The organism is Streptomyces sp. NPDC041970 (assembly GCF_055588985.1).
The window spans coordinates 168,542-184,751 of the sequence record NZ_JBVJCD010000003.1 but is presented as its reverse complement, the minus strand read 5'-3'; the positions used below and the strand labels follow the sequence as shown (position 1 = coordinate 184,751).

The 16,210-nt window shown below is 74.2% G+C and carries 10 protein-coding genes; 6 read left to right on the top strand and 4 right to left on the bottom strand.

Translation table 11 applies throughout. From position 1 onward, the window contains the following. The first annotated feature begins 164 nt into the window (after positions 1–164). From hisC to ACZ6EJ_RS03325, 5 genes are all read left to right on the top strand, one after another. Positions 165–1,244, top strand: a complete 1,080-nt coding sequence (gene hisC, locus ACZ6EJ_RS03345) for a histidinol-phosphate transaminase (protein ID WP_469264192.1) — start codon at positions 165–167, stop codon at positions 1,242–1,244. Between the two features lie 406 nt (positions 1,245–1,650). Further along, on the top strand, positions 1,651–3,159 hold the full coding sequence (locus tag ACZ6EJ_RS03340) for a cytochrome ubiquinol oxidase subunit I (protein ID WP_469264191.1): 1,509 nt from the start codon (positions 1,651–1,653) through the stop codon (positions 3,157–3,159). 16 nt (positions 3,160–3,175) lie between these two features. Then, positions 3,176–4,177, top strand: a complete 1,002-nt coding sequence (gene cydB / locus ACZ6EJ_RS03335) for a cytochrome d ubiquinol oxidase subunit II (RefSeq protein WP_469264189.1) — start codon at positions 3,176–3,178, stop codon at positions 4,175–4,177. 91 nt (positions 4,178–4,268) lie between these two features. Further along, complete coding sequence (cydD, locus tag ACZ6EJ_RS03330) at positions 4,269–7,778, top strand: thiol reductant ABC exporter subunit CydD (RefSeq protein ID WP_469264187.1); 3,510 nt, start codon at positions 4,269–4,271, stop codon at positions 7,776–7,778. A gap of 102 nt (positions 7,779–7,880) precedes the next feature. Next, complete coding sequence (locus ACZ6EJ_RS03325; protein WP_469264186.1) at positions 7,881–9,587, top strand: GAF domain-containing sensor histidine kinase; 1,707 nt, start codon at positions 7,881–7,883, stop codon at positions 9,585–9,587. Between the two features lie 70 nt (positions 9,588–9,657). On the opposite strand, the gene ACZ6EJ_RS03320 is transcribed toward ACZ6EJ_RS03325, so the two are convergent. Continuing rightward, positions 9,658–10,533: a Cof-type HAD-IIB family hydrolase gene (locus ACZ6EJ_RS03320; RefSeq protein ID WP_469264184.1), complete on the bottom strand. Its 876-nt coding sequence runs from the start codon at positions 10,531–10,533 to the stop codon at positions 9,658–9,660. 260 nt (positions 10,534–10,793) lie between these two features. Between ACZ6EJ_RS03320 and ACZ6EJ_RS03315 the strand changes: the two genes are divergently transcribed. Continuing rightward, on the top strand, positions 10,794–11,666 hold the full coding sequence (locus ACZ6EJ_RS03315) for a DUF72 domain-containing protein (RefSeq protein ID WP_469264183.1): 873 nt from the start codon (positions 10,794–10,796) through the stop codon (positions 11,664–11,666). 172 nt (positions 11,667–11,838) lie between these two features. Here ACZ6EJ_RS03315 and ACZ6EJ_RS03310 read toward each other — a convergent pair whose 3' ends face one another. The 3 genes from ACZ6EJ_RS03310 to ACZ6EJ_RS03300 all read right to left on the bottom strand — a co-directional run bounded on the left by ACZ6EJ_RS03310 (position 11,839) and on the right by ACZ6EJ_RS03300 (position 16,021). Then, positions 11,839–12,741, bottom strand: coding sequence for an LLM class flavin-dependent oxidoreductase (locus tag ACZ6EJ_RS03310; protein ID WP_469264182.1), 903 nt, complete (start codon positions 12,739–12,741; stop codon positions 11,839–11,841). Between the two features lie 524 nt (positions 12,742–13,265). Beyond that, entirely contained in the window at positions 13,266–14,252 is a 987-nt protein-coding gene (locus ACZ6EJ_RS03305) for a MerR family transcriptional regulator (protein ID WP_469264181.1), read from the bottom strand. Continuing rightward, the gene (locus ACZ6EJ_RS03300) at positions 14,249–16,021 is read right to left on the bottom strand and encodes an SDR family oxidoreductase (protein ID WP_469264179.1); all 1,773 of its coding nucleotides are present in this window, start codon (positions 16,019–16,021) and stop codon (positions 14,249–14,251) included. Before ACZ6EJ_RS03300 ends, ACZ6EJ_RS03305 begins: the two co-directional genes overlap by 4 nt. Between the last annotated feature and the right edge of the window lie 189 nt (positions 16,022–16,210).

Sequence of the window (16,210 nt, the reverse complement as noted above, 5' to 3'; positions counted from 1 at the left end):
CGGCGCACGCCGTTATGGCGAATGCGCCCCCCCGAGAGGCGGGCCGCGGGCGCGCTGTCTCCGGGCGCCGCGGCCGCCGGGGCGCTCGCACCGTTCGCAGCGGCGGCCAATCCTCATAAGGTGAGCAGTATTGCTGTGCACGGACGGTCGAGGAGGACCCTGCGGTGAGCGAGACGAGCCCCAAGCTGCGCGCCGAACTGGACGGCGTTCCCGCCTACGTGCCGGGCAGGCCGGCTGCCGCCGGCGGACCGGTCGCGTACAAGCTGTCGTCCAACGAGAACCCCTATCCGCCGCTGCCGGGCGTGCTGGAGTCGGCGCTCGCCGCGGCGCGGAGCTTCAACCGCTACCCGGACATGGCGTGCACCGGCCTGATGAACGAGCTGGCCGGCCGTTTCGATGTGCCCGTCTCGCACATCGCCACCGGGACCGGGTCGGTGGGCGTGGCCCAGCAGTTGCTGCAGGCCACCTCCGGGCCGGGGGACGAGGTGGTCTACGCCTGGCGGTCCTTCGAGGCGTACCCGATCATCACGCAGGTCAGCGGTGCGACCTCGGTCAAGGTGCCGTTGACCGACGGGGAGGTGCACGACCTCGACGCGATGGCGGGGGCGATCACCGACCGGACCCGGCTGATCTTCGTCTGCAACCCCAACAACCCCACCGGCACGGTGGTGCGCCGGGCCGAGCTGGAACGGTTCCTCGACCGGGTGCCGAGCGATGTGCTGGTGGTGCTGGACGAGGCGTACAAGGAGTTCGTCCGCGACGCGGACGTGCCGGACGGGATAGAGGTCTACCGGGACCGGCCCAACGTGGCGGTGCTGCGGACCTTCTCCAAGGCGTACGGCCTGGCCGGGCTGCGGGTCGGGTTCGCGGTGGCCCATGAGCCGGTGGCCGCGGCGCTGCGCAAGACCGCCGTGCCCTTCGGCGTCAGCCAGGTCGCCCAGGACGCGGCGGTGGCCTCGCTCCGCGCCGAGGACGCGCTGCTGGGCCGGGTCGGCGCGCTGGTCGCCGAGCGCACCCGCGTGACCGAGGCGCTGGTGGGCCAGGGGTGGGCGGTCCCGGAGTCGCACGCCAACTTCGTCTGGCTGCGGCTCGGCGAGCGGACGTTGGAGTTCGCGGCCGCCTGCGAGCGGGCCGGTGTGGTGGTGCGGCCGTTCGCGGGCGAGGGCGTGCGGGTCACGATCGGGGAGAGCGAGGGCAACGACCTGTTCCTGAAGGCGGCGGAGGCGTTCCGCGCCCGGACGTGACCGAGCCCGAGCCCGTCGCGCGGAGCGGCCGGCGCCGAGGCGGGACGCGTCCGCCGCCGGCGTGCGGCCGGACGCGGCGCCGCGGGTTCGGCGCCGGGCGGAGTGTGGTGTGACGCACACGGGACCGGCGTACGGCGGGATGTGACGTACCGCACGCCGGGCGGCGCTTCCGCGCCGGTGGAGCCGGTGCGATCCATGGGCCCCGGACCTCGAACGACGAGGTCCGGGGCCCTGTGCGTGGGGGCGTGGCCGAAAAAGGGGGGCCCGGCGAACGGCTCGAAAGCCTGTGCGTCATAATCGCTTGTGAATGTGAACGCGTTCACAAGCGCACCCCGCTTTCTCCCGTGATCGGGCGGAACGTCGGGGACGCGGCCGGTGTGACCACGGCGATGTAAGGAGACAAGACGTGGACCTCGCTCTGGCGCCGGAGACCCTGGCGCGCTGGCAGTTCGGCATCACCACCGTCTACCACTTCCTCTTCGTCCCGCTGACGATCTCGCTCGCCGCGCTCACCGCGGGCCTGCAGACCGCCTGGGTGCGGACGGACGACGAGAAGTACCTCAGGGCGACCAAGTTCTGGGGCAAGCTGTTCCTGATCAACATCGCCATGGGCGTGGTCACGGGCATCGTCCAGGAGTTCCAGTTCGGCATGAACTGGTCCGACTACTCGCGCTTCGTCGGGGACGTCTTCGGCGCACCGCTGGCGTTCGAGGCGCTGATCGCGTTCTTCTTCGAGTCCACCTTCATCGGGCTGTGGATCTTCGGCTGGGACAAGCTGCCGAAGAGGATCCACCTCGCGTGCATCTGGATGGTCTCGATCGGCACGGTCCTGTCGGCGTACTTCATCCTGGCGGCCAACTCCTGGATGCAGCACCCGGTCGGCTACCGGATCGACGAGGAGCGCGGCCGGGCGGAGCTGACCGACTTCTGGCGGGTGCTCACCCAGGACACCGCGGTGACCCAGTTCTTCCACACCATCACGGCGGCGTTCCTGGTCGGCGGGGCCTTCATGGTCGGCATCGCCGCGTTCCACCTGGCCCGCAAGAGGCACATCCCGGTGATGCGGACCTCGCTGCGGCTCGGCCTGATCACCGTGGTGGTCGCGGGACTGCTCACCGCCGTCAGCGGCGACAGCCTGGGCAAGGTCATGTTCCGGCAGCAGCCGATGAAGATGGCCGCCGCCGAGGCGCTGTGGGAGGGCCAGGACCGCGCCCCGTTCTCGATCTTCGCGTACGGGGACGTCAGCGAGGGCCACAACTCCGTGGAGATCTCGCTGCCCGGCGTACTGTCCTTCCTCGCCCACAGCGACGTCGACGCCTACGTCCCCGGCATCAACGACGTCAACAAGGCGGCGCAGGAGAAGTACGGGCCGGGCGACTACCGGCCCAACATCCCGGTCGCGTTCTGGAGCTTCCGGTGGATGATCGGCTTCGGCATGGCCTCCTTCAGCCTCGGCCTGCTGGGGCTCTGGCTGACCAGGAAGAGGTTCCTGCTGCCGCCGGCGCTGCGGACCGCCGAGGACGAGGTGCCGCGTCTGGTCCTGTTCCGGAAGCCGCTCAGCCCGCGGTTCACCAGGCTCTACTGGGTCGTCGCGCTCTGGACGATGCTCTTCCCGCTGATCGCCAACTCCTGGGGCTGGATCTTCACCGAGACGGGTCGCCAGCCGTGGGTCGTCTACGGGGTGCTCCAGACGCGGGCGGGGGTCTCCCCCGGCGTCTCGCAGGGCGAGGTGCTCGCCTCGATGATCGTCTTCACCCTGCTCTACGCGGTGCTCGCCGTGATCGAGGTGAAGCTCCTCGTGAAGTACGTCAAGGCCGGGCCGCCGGAACTCACCGAGGACGACCTCAACCCGCCCACCCGGATCGGCGGCCACGACGCCGAAGACGCCGACCGGCCGATGGCCTTCTCGTACTGAGCACAGGAGCTGAGAGATGGAACTCCACGACGTGTGGTTCGTGCTCATCGCCGTCCTCTGGACCGGCTACTTCTTCCTGGAGGGATTCGACTTCGGCATCGGGGTCCTCACCAGGCTGCTGGCCCGCGACCGCAAGGAGCGGCGGGTCCTGATCAACACGATCGGCCCGGTCTGGGACGGCAACGAGGTCTGGCTGCTCAGCGCGGGCGGCGCGACCTTCGCCGCCTTCCCCGAGTGGTACGCCACGCTCTTCTCCGGGTTCTACCTGCCGCTGCTGGTCATCCTGGTCTGCCTGATCGTGCGCGGCGTCGCCTTCGAGTACCGGGCCAAGCGGCCCGAGGAGAGGTGGCAGAGGAACTGGGAGACCGCGATCTTCTGGACCTCCCTCATCCCGGCCTTCCTGTGGGGCGTGGCGTTCGGGAACATCGTGCGGGGCGTGAAGATCGACGCCGACATGGAGTACGTCGGCAACCTCCTCGATCTGCTGAACCCGTACGCGCTCCTCGGCGGCCTCGTGACGCTCTCCCTGTTCACCTTCCACGGAGCGGTGTTCGCCGGTCTCAAGACGGTCGGCGACATCCGGGCCCGGTCCCGCGCCCTGGCGCTGAAGCTGGGGCCGGTCACCGCGGTGCCGGCGCTGGCGTTCCTGCTCTGGACGCAGGCGGACAGCGGCGGCTCCTGGAGCCTGCTCGCGCTGATCGTGGCGGCGGTGTCGCTCGTGGGCGCGATCGGGGCCATCGCCAAGGGACGCGAGGGCTGGTCGTTCGCGCTGTCGGGGGTGACCATCGCGGCCGCGGTGGCGATGCTCTTCCTCGCGCTGTTCCCGAACGTCATGCCGTCCTCGCTGGACGACGCCTGGAACCTCACGGTCACCAACGCCTCGTCCAGTCCGTACACGCTCAAGATCATGACCTGGTGCGCGGGCATCGCCACGCCCATGGTGCTGCTCTACCAGAGCTGGACGTACTGGGTGTTCCGCAAGCGGATCGGCACCCAGCACATCGCCGACGCGCACTGACAGCCGCTTCCCGCGGGCCTCGTCGGCTCCGCCGCTCCGGCGGGGCCGACGAGGCCGACGATCTCGCCGGTCCCCCTGGGAGATGTTTCACGTGAAACCGATCGATCCGCGACTGCTCCGCCACGCACGCGCCACCCGCCGCTTCCTGGCGGCCGTCGTCGTCCTCGGCCTGGTCAGCGCCCTGCTGGTGATCGCGCAGGCGATGCTCATCGCCGAGATCGTGGTGGGCGGCTTCGAGGACGGGCTCACGGTCACCGCCCTGCGCACCCCCCTCTTCCTGCTCGCCGGGGTCGCCCTCGGGCGGGCCCTGGTCGCCTGGCTCACCGAGCTGGCGGCCCACCGGGCGAGCGCGGCCGTCGTCTCCGAACTGCGCGGCCGGCTCCTGGAGCGCGCCGCGCGACTCGGGCCCGACTGGTTGAGCGGGCAGCGCACCGGGTCCCTCGTCGCGCTCGCGACCCGAGGCATCGACGCGCTCGACGACTACTTCGCGCGCTACCTGCCGCAGCTCGGACTCGCGGTCGTCGTCCCGGCGGCGGTACTGGCCCGGATCGTCACCGAGGACTGGGTCTCGGCCGCGATCATCGTCGTCACCCTGCCGCTGATCCCGCTCTTCATGATCCTCATCGGCTGGGCCACCCAGTCCCGCATGGACCGGCAGTGGCGCCTGCTGTCCCGGCTCTCCGGCCACTTCCTGGACGTCGTCGCCGGGCTGCCCACCCTGAAGGTCTTCGGCCGGGCCAAGGCCCAGGCCGAGTCGATCCGCGCGATCACCTCCGACTACCGCCGCGCCACCCTGCGCACCCTGCGGATCGCCTTCCTCTCCTCGTTCGCGCTGGAGCTGCTGGCGACCCTGTCGGTGGCCCTGGTCGCCGTCACCATCGGGATGCGGCTCGTCCACGGGGAACTGGACCTCTACACCGGGCTGGTCGTCCTGATCCTGGCCCCGGAGGCGTATCTGCCGCTCCGCCAGGTCGGAGCGCAGTACCACGCGGCGGCCGAGGGGCTCTCGGCCGCAGAGGAGATCTTCACCGTCCTGGAGACCGAGCCCCGCGCCACCGGCGGCCACGACGCGCCGGGGACGCTGCGCCTGGAGCTGGCGGACGTGACCGTACGCCACGCGGGCCGCGCCGAACCCTCGCCGGCCGCCGCCTCGCTCACCGTGGAACCGGGGGAGACCGTCGCCCTGGTCGGCCCGAGCGGCGTGGGGAAGTCCACGCTGCTGAACGTGGTCCTCGGCTTCACGACGCCCGACGAGGGGACCGTCCGGGTCGGCGGCCGGGACCTCGCGGAGCTCGACGCCGAGCGCTGGCGGAGCCGTATCGCCTGGGTCCCCCAGCGCCCCCACCTCTTCGCGGGGACGATCGCCGAGAACGTCCGGCTCGCCCGCCCCGACGCCGACGACGAGGCCGTCCTCGCGGCCCTGCGCGACGCGGGGGCGTACGACTTCGTCGCGGCCCTGCCCGACGGGGCGCGGACCCCGCTGGGCGAGGACGGCGCCGGGCTCTCCGCCGGGCAGCGCCAGCGTCTCGCCCTGGCCCGCGCGTTCCTCGCCGACCGGCCGCTCCTGCTGCTGGACGAGCCGACCGCGAGCCTGGACGGCGAGAGCGAGGCGGGCATCGTCGACGCCGTGCGGAGGCTGGCGGCCGGGCGGACCGTGCTGCTCGTCGTCCACCGCCCGGCGCTGCTGGCGGTCGCCGACCGCGTGGTGACGCTGGAGGCGCACCCCGGAGAACGAGCGGCGGACCGTCACGGGGACGCCGGGGCTCCGGGCCCGGCCGTGCCGCAGCCGCTCGCCGGCGGGGAGCTGCTGGACGCGCGCCGGACGGAGGAGCCGCACGCGGAGTCCGCGCAGCGCTCGGGCCGGGTCCTCGCACGGGTCCGGGCGTCCGCCGGGGCGCAGCGGGGGCAGTTGGCGCTGGCCCTGCTGCTGGGCAGCCTGGCGGTCGGGTCGGCCGTGGGGCTCATGGCGGTCTCCGGCTGGCTGATCTCCCGCGCCTCCGAACAGCCCCCGGTCCTCCACCTGATGATGGCGGTCACCGCGACGCGCGCCTTCGGCATCGGCCGGGCGGTGTTCCGCTACGCCGAGCGGCTGGTCTCGCACGACGCGGTGCTGAAGCTGCTGGCCGGGGTGCGCGTCGCCGTCTACCGGGGGCTCGAACGCATCGCCCCCGCAGGGCTGCGCACCGCGCGCCGAGGCGACCTGCTGTCCCGGCTCGTCGCGGACGTGGACGCGCTCCAGGACTACTGGCTGCGCTGGTTGCTGCCCGCCGGGACCGCGCTCCTCGTGGGGACGGCGGCGGTCGGGTTCACCGGGTGGCTGCTCCCGGAGGCGGGGGCGGTCCTGGCGGTCGGGCTGCTGGCCGCCGGGGTCGGCGTGCCCCTGGTCGGCGTGGCCTGCGCCCGCCGTACGGAGCGTCAGCTCGCGCCCGCCCGTGCCGCGCTGGCCGTCCGGGTCACCGATCTCCTCGGCGGGACGGCCGAACTGACCGTGGCGGGTGCGCTGCCCGCCCGGCAGGAGCACCTGCGGGCGGCCGACGCGCGGCTGACCCGGATCGCCTCCCGCGCGGCCGCCGCGACGGCACTGAGCGGCGGGCTGTCCGCCCTGGTCTGCGGGCTCACCGTGGTGGCGGCCGCGCTCGTCGCGGTACCCGCCGTGCACGACGGACGGCTGCCCGGCGTGGCGCTCGCCGTGGTGGTGCTGACCCCGCTCGCCGCCTTCGAGGCCGTCACCGGGCTGCCGCTGGCGGTGCGGTACCGCCGGCGGGTGGCGCGGAGCGCGGAGCGGGTGTTCGAGGTGCTGGACGCGCCCGTCCCGGTCAGGGAGCCCGCGGTCCCGGCCGAGGGGCCCGGCTCCCCGTTCCCGCTGGAGGTCCGGGGGCTGACCGCCCGCTATCCGGGGGCCGGGCGGGACGCTCTGGCGTCGCTCGACCTGACGCTGACCCCCGGACGGCGCATCGCGGTCGTGGGCCCGTCCGGTTCGGGCAAGACGACCCTCGCCCAGGTCCTCCTGCGCTTCCTGGACGCCTCGTCGGGGACGTACCGGCTCGGCGGCATCGACGCGGCGGCGCTGGAGTCGGACACGGTGCGGCGTTCGGTCGGGCTGTGCGCCCAGGACGCGCACGTCTTCGACAGCTCGGTCCGGGAGAACCTGCGCCTGGCCCGCCCCGGAGCGACCGACGCCGAACTGCGCGACGCGCTCGCGGAGGCCCGGCTGCTGGACTGGGCGTCGGCCCTGCCGGAGGGGCTCGACACCCCGGTGGGCGAGCACGGCGCCCGGCTCTCCGGCGGTCAGCGCCAGCGGCTCGCGCTGGCTCGGGCACTGCTCGCCGACTTCCCCGTCCTCGTCCTGGACGAGCCGGCCGAGCACCTGGACCTGGCCACGGCCGACGCCCTCACCGCCGACCTGCTGGCCGCGACGCGGGGGCGGGCGACGGTGCTGATCACCCACCGGCTGACCGGCCTCGACGCCGTGGACGAAGTGCTCGTCCTGGAGGAGGGCCGGGTGGTGCAGCGCGGCCCGTACGCCGAACTCGCCGCCGAGGACGGACCGCTGCGCCGCATGGTGGAGCGCGAACGGGACACGGTGGGGGCGGCCCGCTGAGCGGGCTGCCGGGGGGCCGCGTCGGGCGGTGGGATTCGGGGGCGTACGGGAGGGGAACACGTCCGACTTTCCGTACAAACCCTCACTAACTAGGCTCGGCCCATGGCAGAGCCCGACCCGAAGGACCCGCCCGCCGACTCCACCGGGGCCGCCCGGAGCCTCCAGGGCCTCTCCGCCGAGCTGACCGCGCGGGTGCCGCAGCTCCTGGAGGCGCTGCGTTCCGTCGGGACGGGGCTGGAGCTGCACTCCACGCTGGACCGGATCTGCGAGACGGCCGCCGACCTCGCGCACGCCCGGTGCGCGGCGATCGGCGTCGTCGACGACGAGGGCGGGGCGCTCGCGGACTTCGTCACCCACGGCGTTCCCGAGGAGGTCGTCGCGGAGGTCGGCCGGCGGGCCGACGGGGGCCGGGGCCTCCTGTCCGCGCTGCTCCGCGCGTCCGCATCCGTGCGGCCGGCAGATCCGCCGGGCGGTCCGGAGGCCGCCGGACCGCCGCCAGGCGGCCCTGGGGCGCGGACCTTCCTCCAGGTGCCCATCCGGGTCCAGGGGGAGGTCTTCGGCGACCTCTACCTGACGGGGAAGCGGGACGGCGCGGAGTTCGGCGACTACGACCTCCACATGGTGCGGGTGCTCGCCACGGAGGCCGGGATCGCCCTCGGCAACGCCCGGCTGTACGAGGCGGCGCGGCAGCGGGAGCGCTGGATCGACGGCTCGGTCGCGGTGACCACGGCGCTGCTGTCGGGCGGGGACGCCGACGACGCGCTGTCGGTAGTGGCCGAACAGGCCCGCCGGCTCGCCGAATCCGCCGCGGGGATCGTGCTGCTGCCGGCCGAGGAGGGCGGTCTGGAGATCGTCGCGGTGTCGTCGGACGATCCCTCGCCCCCGCTCGGCATGATCGTCGGGCCGGAGAGCCCGGTGGTGGAGCGGCTGCTCGCCGGCGACGCGGTGTTCGTCGACGACTCGGCCGCCGACAGCCGGATGGTCACCGGGCTCGCGGACCGGTTCGGCCCGAGCATGATGCTGCCGCTGCACAGTGGCGGCCGGGTGCTCGGCGCGCTGGCGACCCCCCGCGGCCGCGGTGCGCGGCCGTTCACGGCGGCCGAGCGGACGCTGGCCACCCAGTTCGCCTCCCAGGCCGCCCTCGCGCTGATGATGGCCGAGGCGCAACGGGACCGGGAGCGGCTGGCGGTGTACGAGGACCGCGACCGCATCGCCCGCGACCTCCACGACCTGGTCATCCAGCGGCTGTTCGCCACCGGGATGATGCTGGAGAGCGCCCAGCGCAGGCCGGTGGCCCCCGAGGTGCGGACCGGCGTCGGCCGGGCGGTCGACGAGCTGGACGTGACGATCCAGGAGATCCGCACGGCCATCTTCGCGCTCCAGCAGGAACCGGCCGAGGCCCCCTCGGGGTTGCGCACGCGGGTGCTGCGGGAGATCAACCTGGCCGCCGTCCCGCTCGGTTTCAAGCCCTCGCACCGCTTCGTGGGCCCGGTGGACTCCCTCGTCGGCGAGCTGACCGGCAAGAACCTCGTCGCGGCGCTCCGCGAGGCGCTCTCCAACGCCTTCCGGCACGCCGGGGCCGGTGTGATCGACGTGGTCGTCGACGCGACGGCGACCCTGCCGGACGGCCGGGGCGCGGTCCGCCTCTCGGTCGCGGACGACGGGGTGGGCATCCCGGAGGGCGGTCGCCGCAGCGGACTGCGCAATCTGGCCCGCCGGGCCGAGTCCCTGGGCGGGGCGAGCTGGTTCGGGCCGGGGATCGGGGAGGGCGGCGGCGGTACGACGGTGGTGTGGGAGGCCCCGCTGTGAGGTCCGGGGCGGGCCGGGCCCGGCGGGCTTCAGGGGCCGGCGGCGGGGTGCGCCCGGCCGCCGCGGGACTTCAGCGCGTTGCCGCGCGGGCGGCGAGGATGCGCTCGATGACGATCGCCACGCCGTCCTCCTCGTTGGTCGCGGTCCGCCCGGACGCGGCGGCCAGCGCGTCCGGGTGGGCGTTGCCCATGGCGTACGAGGCGCCGGCCCAGCTCAGCATCTCGACGTCGTTGGGCATGTCGCCGAAGGCGACCACCTCGGCGGGGGAGATGCCCCGCTCGGCGCAGCAGGCGGCGAGCGTCGTCGCCTTGGAGACCCCGAGACCGCTGATCTCCAGAAGGGCGGAGGGGCTGGAGCGGGTGATGGAGGCGTGGTCGCCGGCGGTCTCGCGGGCCAGGGCGAGGAAGACGTCGGGGGCCAGCTCGGTGTGGTGGGCGAGGAGCTTGAGCACGGGCGCCCCGGAGTCCGGCGCGTCCTCGTGCAGCAGCTTCTCGGCGTCGGCGACCGCCGCGCCGGGGTCCAGGTGGAAGGGCGGGTAGGCGGGTTCGTAGTTGATGCCGGTCGTCAGCTCGACGGCGAACGAGGTGCCGGGGGCCGCCGCGCGCAGGGTGTGGACGACGCGCAGGGCGCGCTCGCGGTCCAGCGGCCGTACGGAGAGCAGGTCGCCGTCGGTCCGCAGGTCGGTGACCACGGCCCCGTTGGCGCAGATCGCGGTGCCGTGGCTGTGGCAGTGCTCCCGGACGACGTCCATCCAGCGGGCGGGCCTGCCGGTCACGAAGAAGACCTCGATCCCGGACTCCTCGGCTGCGGCGAGGGCCGCGACCGTGCGCGCGGACAGCGTCTTGTCGTCGCGCAGCAGGGTGCCGTCGAGGTCGGTGGCGATCAACCGGGTCACGGCGGGGAGAGGCGCATCGGTCACTGAGGTCACCCGGTCATTCTCGCCCATAGAGGTGCACGGGCGTGCGGAGGGGCGCACATCTGAGGGGGTGAGCCCGTGACCTGCGGAACATCCCCGAGGCATATGCCAGAGCTATCGCGGGCGTGCCCCGCCGGAGCCCGCGGTAGCGCGGGCGCACCTCGCCGGACGCCTCGTGTCGAGGCGCGCCCGTCCGGGGCGCGCGGGCGCGGACGCGCGTGCGGCGGGGCTCGGGCGGCAGGGCGACGCGCCGGGGGCATCCGTCACCGCGCGGCGGGAAGACGGGCGGCATGGGAGAGATCCGGGTTGGAACGTGTTCGTGGACGGACAAGGCGCTGGTGTCCAGCGGGTGGTACCCGCGGGGCCACCGCGACGCGGAGGGCAGGCTGCGGTACTACGCCGAGCAGTTCCCGGTGGCGGAGGTGGACTCCACCTACTACGGGCTGCCCAGCACCCGCAACAGCCTTCTCTGGGCCGACCGCACCCCTGAGGGCTTCCGGTTCGACGTGAAGGCGTTCTCCCTGCTCACCGGGCACCCGACCCGGCCCGAGGCGCTGCCCGCGGACCTGCGCCCGGCGCTCGCCCGCCCGCACGGAGGGGCGGGTGTCGACCCCGCACTGCTCGACGAGGTGTGGGACCGCTACAGCGCGGCCCTCGCGCCGCTGCGCGATGCGGGCCGCCTGGGCACGCTGGTCTTCCAGTTCCCGCCCCGGCTGGCGCCGGGCCGGCCGGCGGTGGAGTTCCTGCGCCGCTGCCGCGAACGGGCGGCGGGGTGGCCGGTGGCCGTGGAGTTCCGGCACCCCGGCTGGTGGCGGGAGGACCAGGCCGCGGCGACGACCGCCCTGCTGGCGGAGCTGGACGCCACGGCCGTGGCCGTGGACATGGTGCAGACGCTCCCCGCGTCCCTCCCGCCGGTCGTACGGGTCACGACCCCGGAGCTGGCCCTGGTCCGTTTCCACGGCCGCAACACCGCTTGGGGGACCGGCACCAAGGAGGAGCGGTTCCGGCACGCGTACACGCCGGAAGAACTCTCCGAGTGGGTGCCGCGCGTCCGCGCGATGGCGGAGCGGGCGCGGGAGGTCCACGTCCTGTTCAACAACTGCTGCGGCGACGCCGCCGTACGTGCCGCCGAGTCGATGCGGAAGCTGCTCGGTCTCCGGTAGGGGCGTGCCGCGCGGTGCGGCGGTGCGGCGGTGCACCGCGTCGGGGTCTCGCCGCCTCGCCGCACTGCCGTGTCGGGGCCTCGCCGCACCGCCGCCTCGCCGCACCGCCGCCTGGGCGACGAGGCCGGGCGGCGACGGCGCGTCGACGCCCTGGGGCGCACGGCCGGCTTCCTCAGCCCAGCCGGCCGACCGCCTCGGTGGCGATGGCCTCGAAGACGGCCGGGTCCACGCTGAAGTCGGAGTCGGCGACGGGCCAGTGGACGACGATCTCGGTGAAGCCGAGTTCACGGTGGCGGCCCAGGTAGTCGACGAAGGCCTCGACGCTGTCCAACGGGGTGTTGCGCTCCGGGGTGAAGCCGTGGAGGAGGATCTTGTCCATGGTTCCGGCGTCCCGTCCGATCTCGGCACAGGCCGCGCCGAGCCGCTCGATCTGGTTCCGCAGCGCCGCCGCCGACTGCTCGGGGGTCCCCTTCTCGAACAGCTTCGGGTCCCCGGTCGTCACCCACGCCTGTCCGTGCCGGGCGGCCAGCTTCAACCCGCGCGGGCCGGTCGCGGCGACGGCGAAGGGCAACCGGGGCCGCTGCACGCAGCCCGGAATGTTCCGCGCCTCGACCGCCGCGTAGAAGTCCCCGCCCTGCGTCACCGCGCCCTCGGTGAGCAGCCGGTCGAGCAGCGGGACGAACTCGCCGAAGCGGTCGGCCCGCTCCCGCGGCGTCCACGCCTCCTGCCCGAGAGCCGTCGCGTCGAAGCCGCTGCCGCCCGCGCCGATGCCGAGCGTCACCCGCCCGCCCGAGATGTCGTCGAGGGAGATCAACTCCTTGGCGAGCGTCACGGGATGGCGGAAGTTCGGGGAGGTGACCAGCGTGCCCAGACGGAGGCGCTCGGTCGCCGTGGCGGCGGCCGTGAGCGTGGGCAGCGCACCGAACCAGGGCCCGTCGCGGAAGCTTCGCCAGGACAGGTGGTCGTAGGTGTACGCCGTGTGGAAGCCCAGCTCCTCGGCGCGCCGCCACTTCGCGCGGCCGCCCTCGTGCCAGCGGTCGACAGGCAGGATCACGGTGCTCAGGCGCAGAGTCATGCCCCGAGCCTACGACCCGCGTTCCTGATGATCCACAGGCCGCGTGAGCGCCCCGTCCGAGCACCGGGCGACCGACCGCCCGCGCAACGAGCCGGCCCGGCGGCGGTGCGAGGGCGGTCGTCTACGGCCACGGTGTCCGGCCGTGACGGCCGTCCCTCCGGCCCGCGCCCATGGACTGTCCATGACGGCCACCCCTTCCGCCCGTGCCTACGGTGTTCGGCCCGCGCCCACGGCCCCTCCGCGACGTTCGCCCGCTCCCACAGCTCATCCGTGACGGCCGCCCTGCCCCCCCGTCCGTCCGGCCGCCCCGCCCGCGAGGTCGCCCCGCTGCCCCCCCGCCCACGCGCGCCAGGACATCGGCGCATTCGGGTTCAGCGCCCCTCCCGGCGTGCGCCCCCTTTCCTCCGCCTTTCCCGGATGTTCTCCCGATTGCCTCCACTGTTCGCCGCTCCCAGGTTTGATCCACAGCGAACTCGACTTTTCCACAAGGGATATGACGTTTCTGTGGACAACGGCGGTGCGTTTCAGGGCATTTGGCCGGACTTCTGTGGTTCTGTGGGCAATGGGGCGAGTGCGTCCAACGTGCGGGCCTGGACTTCGCGTTCCGTCGCCGCCGTGACGAAGTCGGCCACCCGGTCCGCGCCCACCAACCGCTGCACGGCTCGGGCCGTCCGGAGCGGGAGCAGGACCGGGCGGGTCGCCTCGTCGTCGGCCGCGGGCGCCTCCGCGCCGAGGTGGTGGTGCAGCGACCGGGTGGCGAACGTCCGCATGGCGCGGGCGAGTTCGGCGTCCACCGTCTGCTGGGCGAGGGGCCGCAGCCGGCGCACCAGGGTCGCCGCTTCGGCCGCGTCGGCGTCGGTGGGCGGGTGGTGGGCCAGGTAGCGGGCGAAGACGTGCTCGGTGGTGAACTCCAGGAAGCGGGCCGCTATGTGCTCCACCTGCCCGCGCAGCTCCCGCAGGTGCCCGGATATCGCCGGGAGCGGGACGCCGGCCGCGTGCAGCTCCACGGCGACCGCCAGCTCCTGCGGGCTCGGCACGAGGAACGCGTCGTCCCGGCCGGGGACCGGCTCCAGCACCCCCAGCTCCACCGCCTCCGCGATCGCCTCGTCGACCTGCGAGCCGCCGCCGAACCGGGCGTCCAGCTCGTCGCGCGTGATCCGGCCCGCCTCCTCGTCCGTCCACGGGCCGTGCACCTCGGCGGCCAGCCCCAGGACGCCGCCCAGCCCCCGGCCCGCGTCCCACGCCTCCAGCAGCTCCTTGATGCTGGCCAGGGTGTAGCCGCGGTCGAGGAGGTCCGCGATCTGCCGCAGCCGGGCCAGATGGGCGGCCCGGTACACGTTGGCCCGGCCGCGCCGCTCGGGGGTCGGCAGCAGCCCCCGGTCCTGGTAGGCGCGGATCGTGCGCACCGTGGCCCCGCTGGCGTGGGCCAGGTCCTCGATCCGGTACTCGGCGCTCCGGACCTCCGCCGACGGGGCCGAGGAGGCGGGGGACGCCGCACCCGCCCCGCTCACAGCGGAGGCTTCAGCCGGGCGACGGCGCGCAGGGCCGTCGGGCTCAGCCGGGACAGCAGCCGGGCGCCGCGCGCCTCCGGGGTGACCGGCACCACGGCCTGGTTGCGCACCACCGCCCGCAGGACGGCGTCGGCGACCTTCTCCGGCGGGTAGTTCCGCCGTCCGTAGAGCCGTCCCGCCCGCTTCCGCAGCCGTTCCTCCTCGACCGCGTCGGCCCCCGCGAACCGTGCCGTGGAGGTGATGCCGGTGTTGACGATGCCGGGGCATATCGCGCTCACCCCGATCGACCGCTCGGCCAACTCGGCTCGCAGGCACTCGCTGAGCATCAGCACGGCGGCCTTCGAGGTGCTGTACGCGGGGAGCGTCCGGGAGGGCTGGAAGGCGGCGGCCGACGCGGTGTTGACGATGTGGCCGCCCTGGCCGCGGTCGGCCATCTGCTTGCCGAAGATCCGGCAGCCGTGGATGACGCCCCACAGGTTGACGTCCAGGACCGCCTTCCAGTCCTGTGCGGTCGTCTCCAGGAAGGGGCCGGAGAGGCCGATCCCGGCGTTGTTGACCAGGACGTCGACGACCCCGTACTGGGCGGCCACCCGGTCGGCCAGCTTCTCCATGGCGGCTTCGTCGCTGACGTCGACCTCCTCGCCCCAGGCCGCCGGCGCCCCGACGCGCCGCGCCGTCTCGGCGGTCCGGGCAGCGCCCTCCGCGTCGCGGTCCACGGCCACCACGCGGGCGCCCGCCCCGGCGAAGGCCAGCGCGGTGGCCCGGCCGATCCCGGAGGCCGCGCCCGTCACCAGGACGAGCCGGCCGGCGAACCACCGCGCGTACGGGCTCTCGGCCGCCGCGTCCCGTACGGGCGGGCCCCCCTGTCCCGCCGACTCGTTGGCCGTGACGAAGTCCCCGATCCAGGAGGCCACCTGGTCCGGCCGGGTGCGGGGCGCCCAGTGCTTGGCCGGCAGCGACCGGCGTACCAGCGTGGGGACCCACTCCTCCAGGCGGTCGTAGAGCTGCTCGGAGAGGAAGGCGTCCCCGGTCGGCGTGATCAGTTGGACCGGGGCGTGGGCGTGGGCGTCGGCGCGCGGCCGGCTCAGCCGGGCGCGGACGTTGTCGCGGTAGAGCCAGGCGCCGTGCGCCGCGTCGTCCGGCAGGGAGGCGGTGGGGTAGTCGCCCGCCGGGACCTTCTCCAGCCGCTCCAGGATGCGCGGCCACCGCTTGCCGAGCGGACCGCGCCAGGCCAGCTCCGGCAGGACCGGTGTGTGGAGCATCGCCACGTACCACGACTTGGCTCCCTGACCGAGGAGTTGGCCGACGTGGCGCGGGGTGGGCCGGGTCGTCCGCCGCTTGATCCAGTGCCCGAAGTGGTCCAGCGACGGGCCGGAGATCGAGGTGAAGGAGGCGATCCGGCCCCTGGTCCGCGCGACCGTGACGAATTCCCAGGACTGCACCGACCCCCAGTCGTGGCCGGCGACGTGCACCGGCCGGTCGGGGCTGACCGCGTCGATCACGGCCACGAAGTCGTCGGTGAGCTTCTCCAGCGTGAAGCCTCCGCGCAGCGGCGCGGGGGCGGTGGACCGGCCGTGCCCCCGCACGTCGTACAGCACGACGTGCCACCGCTCGGCCAACCGCACGGCGACGTCCGACCAGACCTCCTTGCTGTCCGGATAGCCGTGGACCAGCACCACGGTCGGCCGGGCCGCGTCCCCCAGCTCGGCGACGCACAGCTCGACGCCGCCCGTGCGCACCCGTCGCTCACGCGCTTGAGACAGATCCACTCCGCCACCTTCTCCTCGGTCCAGCGCCGCGGGTGCGGCAGGTCGTCGCCCGGCCTCGGGCGCACCGCACGGCGCCCGGTCGCCGGGAACGGCCGCGGTCCTCTCGAACTCCGCGCCCGAGCGCCGTAGTTCCCTTGACCGGGGCGACCGTGCGCAGGCCGGGCCGCGGCGGGCCGCCGGGGCCCGCCG

Bases quoted from the DNA above. Each gene is read 5' to 3' on its own strand.
- ACZ6EJ_RS03315 (WP_469264183.1), top strand. From the start codon at position 10,794: ATGGGAGAGATCCGGGTTGGAACGTGTTCGTGGACGGACAAGGCGCTG.
- ACZ6EJ_RS03320 (WP_469264184.1), bottom strand. From the start codon at position 10,533: ATGGGCGAGAATGACCGGGTGACCTCAGTGACCGATGCGCCTCTCCCC.
- ACZ6EJ_RS03325 (WP_469264186.1), top strand. From the start codon at position 7,881: ATGGCAGAGCCCGACCCGAAGGACCCGCCCGCCGACTCCACCGGGGCC.
- ACZ6EJ_RS03310 (WP_469264182.1), bottom strand. From the start codon at position 12,741: ATGACTCTGCGCCTGAGCACCGTGATCCTGCCTGTCGACCGCTGGCAC.
- cydB (WP_469264189.1), top strand. From the start codon at position 3,176: ATGGAACTCCACGACGTGTGGTTCGTGCTCATCGCCGTCCTCTGGACC.